The sequence below is a fragment of the Candidatus Liberimonas magnetica genome, from assembly GCA_020523885.1.
GTDB classification, from domain to species: domain Bacteria; phylum Elusimicrobiota; class Endomicrobiia; order Endomicrobiales; family JAFGIL01; genus Liberimonas; species Liberimonas magnetica.
In genome coordinates, this window is the sequence record JAJAPY010000019.1 from 1 (window position 1) to 12,967 (window position 12,967).

Annotated in this window: 11 protein-coding genes; all 11 read left to right on the plus strand. The window is 40.5% G+C overall.

Translation table 11 applies throughout. The annotated features are described in order from the left end of the window. Window positions 1–326 precede the first annotated feature (326 nt). On the plus strand, window positions 327–1,295 hold the full coding sequence (gene bioB, locus LHV68_11595; GenBank protein ID MCB4792511.1) for a biotin synthase BioB: 969 nt from the start codon (window positions 327–329) through the stop codon (window positions 1,293–1,295). Then, window positions 1,288–2,016: an SDR family NAD(P)-dependent oxidoreductase gene (locus LHV68_11600; protein MCB4792512.1), complete on the plus strand. Its 729-nt coding sequence runs from the start codon at window positions 1,288–1,290 to the stop codon at window positions 2,014–2,016. The genes bioB and LHV68_11600 overlap by 8 nt, the downstream gene beginning before the upstream one ends. Window positions 2,017–2,117: 101 nt before the next feature. Next, window positions 2,118–3,236, plus strand: a complete 1,119-nt coding sequence (locus tag LHV68_11605; protein ID MCB4792513.1) for a beta-ketoacyl-[acyl-carrier-protein] synthase family protein — start codon at window positions 2,118–2,120, stop codon at window positions 3,234–3,236. A 56-nt stretch (window positions 3,237–3,292) separates the two neighbouring features. Beyond that, window positions 3,293–4,975, plus strand: a complete 1,683-nt coding sequence (locus tag LHV68_11610; GenBank protein MCB4792514.1) for a tetratricopeptide repeat protein — start codon at window positions 3,293–3,295, stop codon at window positions 4,973–4,975. 154 nt (window positions 4,976–5,129) lie between these two features. Next, window positions 5,130–6,293, plus strand: a complete 1,164-nt coding sequence (gene bioF, locus LHV68_11615; protein MCB4792515.1) for an 8-amino-7-oxononanoate synthase — start codon at window positions 5,130–5,132, stop codon at window positions 6,291–6,293. Between the two features lie 341 nt (window positions 6,294–6,634). Beyond that, entirely contained in the window at window positions 6,635–7,000 is a 366-nt protein-coding gene (locus LHV68_11620) for a hypothetical protein (protein ID MCB4792516.1), read from the plus strand. Window positions 7,001–7,036: 36 nt separating this feature from the next. Further along, window positions 7,037–7,669, plus strand: a complete 633-nt coding sequence (locus tag LHV68_11625) for a Fic family protein (GenBank protein ID MCB4792517.1) — start codon at window positions 7,037–7,039, stop codon at window positions 7,667–7,669. A gap of 487 nt (window positions 7,670–8,156) precedes the next feature. Continuing rightward, window positions 8,157–8,795, plus strand: coding sequence for a dethiobiotin synthase (gene bioD / locus LHV68_11630; protein MCB4792518.1), 639 nt, complete (start codon window positions 8,157–8,159; stop codon window positions 8,793–8,795). Next, window positions 8,777–10,228, plus strand: a complete 1,452-nt coding sequence (bioA, locus tag LHV68_11635; protein MCB4792519.1) for an adenosylmethionine--8-amino-7-oxononanoate transaminase — start codon at window positions 8,777–8,779, stop codon at window positions 10,226–10,228. Before bioD ends, bioA begins: the two co-directional genes overlap by 19 nt. A gap of 42 nt (window positions 10,229–10,270) precedes the next feature. Further along, window positions 10,271–11,659, plus strand: a complete 1,389-nt coding sequence (locus LHV68_11640) for a glucose-6-phosphate isomerase (protein ID MCB4792520.1) — start codon at window positions 10,271–10,273, stop codon at window positions 11,657–11,659. Between the two features lie 78 nt (window positions 11,660–11,737). Further along, window positions 11,738–12,823, plus strand: a complete 1,086-nt coding sequence (gene proB, locus LHV68_11645) for a glutamate 5-kinase (protein ID MCB4792521.1) — start codon at window positions 11,738–11,740, stop codon at window positions 12,821–12,823. The last annotated feature ends 144 nt before the right edge of the window (window positions 12,824–12,967 follow it).

The following is a 12,967-nucleotide window of genomic DNA, read 5'->3' on the forward strand; positions in this document are numbered from 1 at the left end:
AAACTGGATTCTCCTGTCAAGCAGGAGAATGACAAAAAGAGGCAAAAGCCTAGTTAGGCAACAGCCTCATTTTATATTTTAAACATTTGAATTTATTTAGAATTTCGGATTTAGTGTTTAGGATTTACACTTAAGTTAGTTGCTCCTTTCTATCTTCCTGAGATAAACGCTAAAAGGCTGGCAGGCCTCAGGAGTTTGTTTGATAAAATAAATAAAAAAATATAAAATAATAGTCAACCAATATTAAAAATAGGTTGACTATTATTTTATATTTATCCCTATGCCGGTTGAAGGCCTTCGGGGTTGGCTGTATCTAATGGGGCATAATGAGCGAACTTGAAAAATTGTGCGATTCTATAATAGACGGGAATAAAATATCTTTGATTGACGCAAAAAACCTGGTTAAGGCTGATATCTATGAACTGTTCTATTTTGCGAACAGGCTGCGGGCGAATTTTAAGAAAGACGAAATAAAGCTCTGCGGTGTTGTAAATGCAAAATCAGGCATGTGCACGCAGGACTGCAAGTTCTGCGCTCAGTCTTCGTTTAACGATACTTCTGTGAAAGCTTACCATCTCCTTGACGAAAAAGATCTGAATAAAGCCTATGAAAAGGCTGTATCGGCAAAACTTCAGTGTTTTGGGGTTGTAACGAGCGGGCATGGGCTTTCAAGCCCGGAAATAGACCGGGTATGTTCGTTTTTGTCAAAGAACAAAAGAAAGAATTTAAAGCTGAGCACCTCTCTTGGGATAATTGAAAAAAAAGACCTTAAAAAATTAAAACAAAACGGGGCTTCGCGCTTTCATCATAATTTAGAGACCTCAGAAAGTTTTTTTCCAAAAATATGCACTACGCATGAATACAGCCAAAGGGTAAATACGGTTAAAAACGCCAGGGAAGCCGGACTTGAGGTTTGTTCAGGAGGCATATTCGGCCTTGGAGAAGGGTTTAATGAAAGGCTGGAACTCGCTTTCACATTACGAGGCCTTGACGTAGATTCTGTGCCGCTAAATTTTCTAAACCCTATCAAGGGGACGCCGCTTGAAACACGGCCGAGGCTGAAAGCCCTTGATGCCTTAAGGATAATCTCTATATACCGCTTTATCCTGCCGGATAAAGATATAAGCGTATGCGGAGGAAGGGAAATAACATTAGGAGACCTCCAGTCCTTTATTTTTTATGCGGGAGCAAACGCAATGATGGTAGGCGACTATCTCACTACGCAGGGAAGGCCCCTTAAAAAAGACCTCAAGATGATACATGACCTGGGGCTTAAAATATACTTTAATGAATAAAGAAATTGTATTGATTACAGGAGCGTCACGCGGGATAGGTGCAAGGCTGGCTCTTGAGTTTGCGTCTTCCGGATACTTTGTTATAATAAACTTCTTAAAAGAGGATGAAAAAGCTTCTGAAGTATTAAAAAAAATTAAGGCTCAAGGTGCAGAGGCCCAAACCGTAAAAGCCGATATTTCCGATCCGGTACAAGTTAGGAATATGGTAAGAGATATCGTCAAAAGCCGCGGCAGGATAGATGTCCTGGTAAATAATGCAGGGATCACAAAGAACAGGACGATCGCAAAAATGTCAGAAACAGAGTGGGATGACGTAATAAGGACGGACTTAAGCGCTGTTTTTTACCTTACAAGAGAATGCTCTAAGATAATGATAAAGAACAAAAGCGGTTCTATCATAAACATCTCGTCTATTATCGGTTTAAGAGGCCAATTCGGGACAGGGAACTATTCAAGCGCAAAAGCAGGTGTGATAAGCCTTACAAAATCATCCGCAAAAGAACTGGGAAGGTTTAAAGTAAGGGTAAATGCGGTCCTGCCGGGTTATCATTTGACAGATATGGGGCAAAACTCGACAAAAGATTATTTGGATAAAGTAAAACAGGAAAGCGTACTTTCCGAAACGACCGACATTGACGAGCTTTCCAGGTTCATAGTTTTTCTTTCAAAAATCAAAACTGTTTCCGGCCAGGTATTTAACTGGGATTCAAGAGTAATTTAATAGCGTACAGCGGATAGCGTTTAGCGTATAGAATTTCAAAGTCTCTAAGGTGTTAGATTTTACTATACGCTATACGCTCCACGCTACAATAAAAGGACATTATGAACAAAGTCGTGGTTACAGGTATAGGCCTTGTTACGCCGCTTGGTTTTGGGTTGGAAAACAGTTGGAAAAACCTGCTTGAAAGCCGGAGTGCGGTAAAGCCTGACAAAGAGTACCACGGGATCCTTTCTGCAAGGATAAATAACCTTACGGTGCCGGATGAAGTCCGGCTTGTGTCGCTCGCTTTTTTAGCAGCAAGCGAAGCAATGAAAGAAAGTGACCCTGAAACTTATGAGAAATTCGGCTGTACCGTAAGCATAAGCAAACCCAACCTTGCTACATCAAAGTCAAACGAGCTGCGGTTTTCAGACATATTCCTTCAATCAACGGTCAATGAACAGTTATGCAGGATTTTTAAATTGCAGGGGCCGACCAGGAACATAGTAGCCGCGTGTGCCACAGGAACTGACTCGGTTATTCTGGGTGCTGAATGGATAAAACACGGCATTTGCGATATGGTGCTTGCCGGTTCGTGCGAATCGTCTTTTCATCCGCTGTACATCGCGGGTTTTAAGCAGATGGGTGTCCTTGCAAAAAATAAAGTCTGCCCTTTTGACAAAGAAAGGGAAGGTTTTGCAGTAGGCGAAGGCGCAGGGATATTGGTCCTTGAAAGAAAAGACAGGGCTCTCCTTCGCGGAGCGAGAATTTACGGAGAAATACTCGGGTATTCAATGTCGAACGGTGCTGTTAATCCCGTAAGTTTTGACCCGGCGGGGAATGTTATCTCCCAAAGTATCCGGCAGGCCCTTGAAAAAGCTAATTTTGTAAATCTCGATTATATAAATGCACACGGCACGGCTACAAAACTAAATGACCTCATAGAAACAAGGGCAATAAAAAATGTTTTTAAAGACAGCGCAAAAAATATATCCGTTTCATCCACAAAAGCTGCTACAGGCCATCTCCTTGGCGCTTCAGGCGCGATAGAGCTTGTCTTTTGCTTCTTAGCGATAAGAGATAAAATGATACCGCCGACATTGAATTTAGACACCCCGGACCCAGAATGTGACCTTGATTATACCCCAAACAAAGCAAGAAATAAGCTGATACGAACAGCGATGTCTCTATCCTTTGGTTTTGGCGGGCAAATTGGGGTTATAATAGTAGGGAATAATTAAAAGAACCAGCTGTTACCGATGCGGGATCGGTAATGGCTGTTAAGGAGTGGTTACAGTTGAAAAATCGTATATTTTGGATTATTGTTTTATTGGCAATTATTATAAGGCTGCTTTACTTTTTCCAGATAAAAGACCACTTTTTGTTTAAACAGCCTATACTTGATGCGAAATATTATCATACCTGGGCTCTTGAAATAGCAGGCGGCGACTGGCTTGGCAAGTCCCGGGGAGTTTTCATGATGAGCCCGGGCTATTCGTATTTTCTCGGGGCAATTTACAGGGTTTTCGGGCCGAATATCCCTTTTGTAGTCCTATTCCAGTTCTTATTAAGTGTCTTGACCGGGTTGATTATTTTTAAAATAGGGGAAAAGCTTTTTTCAAGGACAGCCGGGGTTTTAGGCATGTCCTTCTATCTTTTTTATTCTATTTCGATATTTTACGAAAGCACGCTTTTAAAAACAACCCTTATAAATTTTGTAAATATGCTCGGCATTTATCTTATTATCGCAGGAGGCCTTGTAAACTGCCTCGTGTCCGGTATCCTGCTGGGTTTTTCCGTTCATCTCCGGCCGAATATCCTGATCTTCCTGCCGTTTGCTGGCCTATATATCCTTAAGGATAAGAAATTTAAACCGTCTCTTGTTTTTATATTAGGGGTGTTATTAATTCTTTTTCCTGTAGCATGGCGGAACCTGAAAGTAGGCGGGGAATTTGTTTTTTCCACGGCGCACGGAGGGATGAACTTTTATACAGGAAATTCCTCGTTTTGTAAAGGGCCCTATACGCCGCTTCCTTTTGCAAGAACTGATCCTGAAGTTGAGCAGTCTGATTTTATGCAGGAAGCTAACAGGCGTTCAGGGCTTAATTTAACCCCTGCGCAGTCTTCTTCTTTCTGGTACAAAGAGTCTTTTAAGTACATAGAAAACCATTTCTCCGAGTGGTTTAACCTCGTAGCAAAGAAGACGCTTATTTTTATTAATTCGTATGAACCGCCGATAAATCTTGACTACTACTTTTTCAAAAATGAATATAAATCCATACTTTCCGTCCCAATGTTAGGTTTCGGTATAGTATTGCCGCTTGCGGTAATAGGGCTTATTTTCAGCCCTTACAACTTTCTTCTTTTAGCATATCTATTGGTTTACTTTGCTTCCAGCGTGATATTCTTTGTAGTTTCCGAATACAGGTTCCCAATAGTTCCTGTCCTTTGTGTCTATGCGGGTTTTGGTATAGGGTATCTCATTAATTTATACAGAAAAGGGTCACCTTTAAAACTATATTTAACGTTTTTTATGCTGATATTTCTTTTTTGGCTTGTAAATAAAGATATATATTCAGATGTTTTTGGTTTCCCGAAATATAAACGGGCAAACCTGGCAAATTCATATTTCGGCTTAGGTGTAACCTATGAAGACCAGGGATTGGTCAAGGAAGCGGTCGAAACTTATAAAAAAGCCATTGATATAATGCCTCAATCCGGGCCTATGGTCAATCTGGCAAATATATATGAAAAACAGGGCGACCTGGACGGTGCCCAGAAAATATATGAAGCGGCTATAAGAAATAACCCAAATTCCAGCGAAGCCTTTAACAACCTTGGAAGCGTACTGTTTAAAAAAGGAAAATATGAAGACTCTATAAAGTGTTTTAAACAAGCCCTGATGTTAAACCCTTATTTTGAACAGGCAGGAAAAAATTTAGCTATACTAGAAGATGTTATAAAGAAGAAATCAAAATGAATACTTATTGACATGACTCATCTGTCATTGTGAGGGAGCATGGCGACCAAAGCAATCTATCGAATTTACACCGAGATTGCTTCGCTTCGCTCGCAATGACGGCTTTATAATGTTCTCAAGTCGAACTATGTAAATAGGCAACTAAAATAATAACATGAAAAAAGAATTGACAAACGAACTTGAGGTCTTAAAAGAAAAAGGGCTTTACAGAAGCCTAAAGATCATATCTTCATATTCCGAAAAAGAGATTGTAATAGACGGGATAAAATATATGAATTTCTCATCTAACAACTATCTCGGGATGTCCCTGCGTCCTGAAGTAAAAAAGGCAGCTATAGATGCTATAAACAAGTACGGCTGCGGCGGCACCTCATCGCGGCTTATCTGCGGGACATTAGACGTTCATAAAGAGCTGGAAGAAAAGCTCGCCAGGCTAAAGTCCAAAGAAGCATCCCTTGTTTTTCCGAGCGGTTTTTCAACTAATCAGGGGATAATAAGCACTCTATTTTCAAGCGGCGACGCAATAATAATGGACAAACTTAACCATGCTTCCCTGTGGGACGGGGCAAGTTTGAGCAAGGCAAGGATATTCATTTACGAGCACAAAGATATGGAGTCTTTGGAGAAAATTTTAAAACGCGCGCAAAGCTATAAAAAGCGTTTGATAGTTACAGATACTGTTTTTTCTATGGACGGCGACCTTGCACCTCTTAAAGAAATAGCTTATCTTGCAAAAAAATATAGTGCCGTAACAATGATCGATGAAGCTCATGCCACGGGTGTGTTCGGGGAAAAAGGAAGCGGGCTTGCAGAAGAATTAGGAGTTGAAAAAGAAATAGATATCGTAATGGGCACGCTTTCAAAAGCCATAGGTTCTTCCGGCGGGTTTGTCTGCGCGGATAAAGAGACAATAGAATATCTGATAAATAAAAGCCGCGCATTCATTTATACGACATCGCTTGCGCCTGCAAGCGTTTGCTCTGCTATAAAGGCCCTTGAGATAATAGAAAGAGAACCGGAAAAAAGAAAGAAACTGCTTGAAAATGCAAAGTATTTAAAAAATAATCTTAATGCCCTGGGTTTTGATACTTTAGAATCAGAAAGCCAGATAATACCTCTTTTTACAGGCGAAGTAAGTAAAACCCTGGAGATTTCGTCAAAGCTTATGGATGCCGGGATATATGTCCCTGCCATAAGGCCGCCTACCGTAGCCGAAGGTAGATGCAGGCTGAGGTTTTCCCTGACAAGCCAGCATAGTAAAGAGGATATAGATAAATTGATTGAAACAATAAAGACAGAGTTAAAATTAAGAAAATAAGATATGATGTAAAAAAGGGTGTCATTCCCGAAATTAGTAATCGGGAATCTAAAAATAAGTAAAGCAAGTAAAGCCAGGCACGTAAATCCGTAAATAGAGTTAGTGTAGTTAGAGAAGCCTGACGTGGAAATCAAGCAATGTTTATAAAAATTATTATTATCCTAGCAGTAAACCTATTTTCTATATTTATACCTTCAAATAAAAAACTAAATCACTTAATTCGAGGGACACAATACATAATTCTGAATAATATTCCAGCAAGTAGAAGGGGAGTTAGGTAATAAGGTATTTGGAAAAAATGGGAAATGTTTTCAATGGTTACGAAATCGTAAGGAGGTAAAATGAATTCCTTAAAGAACGATAAAATTAAGTTGCCTCTGGGGTCTGTGTGGCTGATGAATTCCGTTGCCGAGTACAAGGGTAAGCAGGAGCTGTATGATAAACAATCACCGCAGGTTTTGAAATCATTGCTGGAAATGGCACTTATTCAAAGTGCGGAATCGTCCAACCGTATTGAAGGAATAACTGTTGAAAAGAACCGCCTGAAATCTTTGGTTCTTGGCCACAGCAAGCCTCGGGACCGCTCGGAAACAGAGGTTGCCGGGTACAGGAATGCTCTTAACTTGATTCACAAAAAGCATGATAGCCTGCGAATAACACCTGAAACGATACAGGAATTGCACCGGCTCAGCCATGCCAATGCATAGGATGCAGGGAAATGGAAAGAAAGAGATAATGATATTATTCGCAAACATTCAGACGGCAGAATGGAAGTCATTTTTAAGCCGGTGAGCGCCGCAAAAACTCCGGAAATGATGGAGCAATTATGCCGTGCGTATGAAAATAGCATAGACCAACTTCGCTATCCCGATATGTATGCCATAGCCTGCCTGGTTCTTGATTTTTTAAGTATTCATCCGTTTCGGGACGGCAACGGCAGAGTATCACGGCTTTTGACATTGCTTGTGTTGTATCAGCATGGGTATAAAGTCGGAAAATATATAAGCATTGAACGGATAATAGAACAATCCAAAGAAACATATTATGAAGCTCTTAATAAGAGTTCTAAAAACTGGCATGAGGCAAAACACGATATATTCCCCTGGTTTAATTATTTTCTGGGAACTATATTGTCCGCGTATAAGGAATTTGAAGAGCGTGCCGGCAAAATAAAAGCCGCTAAAGGGGCGAAAACAGGTATTATTGTTAAGGCTGTTGAAAGCCAGCATGGAGAATTTTCTATATCCGACATCGAGAGCGAAAGCCCGGGCGTCAGCCGGATCATGATAAAGAAAGTCCTGCATCAGTTAAGCAAAGAAAAGAAAATTAAATCCCTTGGAAAGGGACAAGCAGCCAAATGGAAGAGAATGGTATAACAGTAGTGTCATTGGTATAATGAATGGTATATTATAAGTGAATTCGAGGGACAGAATACATAATTCTAAATAAAATTCCAGCAAGAAAACACGCCTTGTTAAATGAACTAAAAATTATGAATGAATATCCAAAAAAATCAGGATAAAATTGAAAGAACTTGCAGGGTTATCTTAGTCAAAGAGAACTTGATGCAGGGTTGAAATTGTTACATGAAAAATTTAATGATTGGGAGAAGGGAAAAATTGATTGTTTTGAATTAAATGAATATATACATAAATTCCATAATAGTGTATCACGTGAAATCTGGAAAAAGTATAACCAGCCTAAAACTGGTAATTGGGGACATACAACGTTGTTTGATAATACGATATTCAAAAGTATTATATGCCATATTCAATATTGTATTTGGAAAATGGAACGGGGGGGGAAGACAGTTAAAAAGAAGAAGCAGCCTCTGCGTATACAAATAAGAAGGGTTTAAAAGAAATGAATAAAGGAATATTTATCACGGCAACCGATACTGAGGTGGGGAAGACTTACATTTCCTGCCTGCTTGCACAGGAGCTTGTAAAAGGGAAATGTAAAGTCGTAGGAATGAAACCTGTTTCTGCGGGGTCAAGAGATGACGCAAAAAAGCTTATTAAGGCTTCCGGTGTTAAAGAAAAGATAGAAACAGTAAATCCGCTGTTTTTTAAGTACCCGCTTGCCCCGTATGCCTCGGCGCTTATTGAGAATAGGAAAATAGACCTGTCTTTGGTCTGGAAAAACTATAAAGAACTTTCAACAAAATATGAGTTTATGATAGTTGAAGGTATTGGCGGTTTAATGGTGCCGGTCAAAAAGGATTATTATGTGCTTGATCTGATAAAGGGTTTTAAGCTTCCGGTACTTATAGTTGCAAGGCCGGGCCTTGGGACTATCAATCATGTTCTTCTGACCCTAGAGGCACTAAAGAAAGCAGGTGTTAAGGTTTTAGGTATAGTAATTAATGACAAAAAAAGACACAGTCTTTCTGAAAAAACAAATCCAAAAACATTAAAATCTTTGACCGGGCTTCCTGTCCTTGAAGTCCCGCATAATAAAAAAATAGATTTAAAAAGGAACAAATGGCTGACAGGGCAATAAACACGCAAAAACTGATAAACGATGACAAAAGGTATATCTGGCACCCGTTTACCCAGATGGCAGACTGGGCCAAAGATGACCCATCTAAAGCTCTTGTTATAGAACGGGGCAAAGGGAATTATCTTTACGATACTTCCGGCAGAAAATATATAGATGGTGTCTCAAGCCTCTGGGTCACTGTTCACGGGCACAATAATACAAATATAAATAATGCTATAAAGGCCCAGTTGTCAAAGATAGCTCATTCCACTTTTCTCGGCCTTACTCATGAACCTGCGATAAAGCTTGGAAAAGAACTTGTAAAGATCGTTCCTGACGGTTTAACAAGAGTGTTTTATTCAGATAACGGGTCAACGTCAGTTGAGATAGCACTTAAGATGGCATACCAATACTGGAAACACAAAGGAGACAAAAACCGGAATAGTTTTTTATCGCTAAAAAATGCCTATCACGGGGACACTATCGGCTCGGTCTCGGTAGGCGGTACAGACCTTTTCCATAAGGCATTTAAAAACCTGCTTTTTAAAACATACTTTGCGCCTTCGCCGTACTGCTTTAGATGCGAACACCGAGTTCAGAGTTCAGAGTTCGGAGTTCGGAGTAAAAACCTTAAACATCATTGTAAATTAATGGGTTGTAGCGGGCAATGCATAGCGGGCGTTGAAAGCATACTGAAAAAACACGGCAAGGAAATTGCAGGGGGTATTGTTGAGCCGATGATACAGGGGGCTTCGGGCATGCTTACTATGCCGCCGGGGTATATGAAAGAATTTGAAAAAATTATCAAAAAATATGGGATACTTCTTATCTGTGATGAGGTAGCTACTGGTTTTGGAAGGACAGGCAGGATGTTTGCCTGCGAGCATGAAAATATCAAGCCTGACCTCATGTGCGTGGCTAAAGGCATAACCGGAGGGTATTTGCCGCTTGCAGCGACATTTGCCACGGAAAAAATATATAAAGCTTTTCTTGGCAGGTATGAAGAATTTAAAACGTTTTTTCACGGCCATACTTATACGGCAAACCCTCTGGGCTGCGCCGCAGCTCTTGCGAACTTGGAGATATTTAAGGATGATAAGGTCCTAAACAAAATACAGGATAAGATAAAGTGTTTAGAAAAAGAACTGCAGAATTTAAAATATCTGGAATTTGTAGGTGATATAAGGCATATCGGCCTCATGGCAGGGATCGAGCTTATAAAAAGTATAGATATAGGTAAAGGTAGAAATAAAGGGAAAAATAGAATAGAGGATTTTGAAGCTAGAGATAAAATAGGCGCAAAAGTATGCGCCCAATGCAGGAATTATGGGGTATTGCTAAGGCCTTTAGGGAATGTTATCGTGCTTATGCCGCCTTTAAGCATAACAAATAACGAAATAAAAAAGATTGTCGAAAGTATAAAAAACTCTGTATTGAAAATATGCAAAAAATAGTGTAGAATGAATACGTAATATTAATATTTTAAGGAGTGAGAAATGGAAACAAGGGTAAGGATAGATTTCACGAATTGTTTGAAAGAATCAGTCGGAGAACCGGGGTTGTCGTTAGAAGAGATTAAAGTTATGCAGCCAAAAATTACCAGCGCTTTTACTGCTATAAATGAAATGAAAAGTCAGGGAAAACTCGGGTTTATGGAACTTCCCTATAAAGAGGGTGAAGCAAAAACCATAAAAGCCCTGGCTAAGAAGCTTTCTCCTAAATTTGAGAACTTTGTAGTTATAGGCATAGGGGGCTCGGCGCTCGGCAATATCGCCGTCCAACAGGCGCTCCGGCACCCTCAGTGGAACCTGCTCGGTAAAAAAGAGAGGAAAGGTTTCCTGAAGCTTTTTGTTACAGATAATGTGGACCCTGATTTTATCGGCGGGATAATAGATGTAATTGATTTTAAAAAGACATTGTTCAATATAATCTCCAAATCAGGAAGTACAGCGGAATGCCTCGCAAATTATTTCATATTAAAAAAGATATTGCAGAAAAAAGCAGGCAAAAAATATAACGAGCATATAATCGTTACGACAGACGAGAAAAAAGGGTATTTGAGGGAAACCGTTGAAAAAGAAAAGCTTTTAAGTTTTGTTGTCCCTTCGAACGTCGGAGGAAGGTTCTCGGTATTGTCTGCCGTGGGTCTTTTATCAGCGGCCTTTACCGGGATAGATATAGAGAAACTGCTCAGCGGTGCAAAAGAAATGGATGCTGTATGTTCAAGCGGCAATATATTTGAGAACCCGGCGGCTATGTATGCGACTATCCAGTATCTTTTCTATTGGGCTAAAAGGCCGATGTCGGTCATGATGCCGTATTCAAATGCTATGTACGGTTTTGCGGACTGGTACAGGCAGCTTTGGGCGGAAAGCCTCGGGAAAAAACTTGACAAGCGCGGCGATGTTGTAAATGTCGGGCCAACGCCTATCAAAGCCCTCGGTGCCACGGATCAACATTCACAGGCCCAGCTTTATATGGAAGGTCCTGCTGATAAGATAATAAATTTTGTTTCTGTAGAAAACTTCAACAAAACTTTAAAGATACCGCCTTATGATAACCATTATCTGGCGGGCCGCACTTTAAACGAGCTGTTAAAATCGGAAGAAGAAGCGACGAGGCTTGCGTTAACAAAGATGGGAAGGCCTAACCTCACGATCAACCTGCCGAAAGTCGTCCCTGAAACGGTCGGTCAGTACCTTTATATGCTGGAACTTGCAACTGCATACACAGGAGAGCTTTTTAATATAAATGCGTTTGACCAGCCCGGAGTGGAACTGGGGAAACAATTGACTTATGCGTTGATGGGCAGGGCCGGTTATGAAGATAAGATGAAGGATATCCAGGAACAAAGAGATAAAATAACACAAAAATACATAATATAACAATACAATGACTAAAGCCCAATGAAAATATATTTTATGATTTAGGATTTATTCTGTTAGTCATTATGAGGTTAAGTAATGCGGATAGTAATTAAAATAGGCACAAATTTATTGACAACCCAAGATTCCTGCCTGGACAATAAGAGGATAAAAAGTATTGCGCAAGACGTGGCAGCCTTGAAAAAGGACGGGCACCAGATAGTTATTGTTACGTCCGGCGCTATTTGTGCCGGCATGGGTAAATTGAAGCTAAACGTAAAACCCGCAGACTTAAAAGAAAAGCAGGCGCTGGCAGCTATAGGCCAGCCGATCCTTATGGATACCTACAAAGAATATTTTGATGATGCCGGCATTGTCATAGCCCAGTTGCTTCTGACTAGGAGCGATTTTGACCAGAGGCAGAATTATTTGAATGCCCGCAGTACTCTTTTTAAGCTGCTGGATATGGGGGCTGTACCCATAATTAATGAGAACGATACGGTGGCTGTAGAAGAGATCAATTTCGGAGAGAACGATACCCTTGCGGCTTTAGTGGCTGCAAAGATTTCTGCCCAGTGTTTGATACTTTTAACCGATGTGGATGGTTTATACAAAGGAGCTGTGGGCAAAAGCGAGATAATAGCTAAGGTTGACAAGATAACCGATGATATAGAGAAATATGCAACCGTTGTTTCATCAAGCGGCAAAGGAAGCGGCGGTATGCTCAGCAAAATAAATGCCGCGAAAATAGCGGCTGCAAACGGCGTAAAAACCTTTATAGTAAACGGATTAAAAGAAAACGCTATAATCAAGGCAGCAAGCGGCCAGGAGATAGGGACGGTTTTTATGCCGAGGCAGGCTCTTGAGCCTAGAAAATGCTGGATAGCTTTTGGAGCAAAATGCCGGGGCAAGATCATCATAGATGACGGCGCCGTAACCGCTATAAGAGAAAGGAAAAAAAGCCTGCTTCCCTCGGGCATTGTCGCAGTCGATGGAAAATTTGAAATAGGAGACACAATAAGCATATCCGACAGGTCCGGAAAAGAGGTAGCGCGCGGCCTTACATATTATTCCAGCGAAGTGCTTGATAAGATCAAAAAAAAGAAATCATCCGAAATAAAAAAAATCTTGCCTAATGTAGATTACGAAGAAGCAGTCCACCGCGACAACTTAGTCATTTTATAAATATTGAGCCCCACGGGCAGGCCCGTGGTACCAAAATCCCTACCACCTACGGTGGGGCGAAATCCCGCTTGATTTACGGATAAACCTGTAGTTTTTAAGCGGCGGGATAAATAAATTTACAATTAAAAATAGGCTTTTGTATAT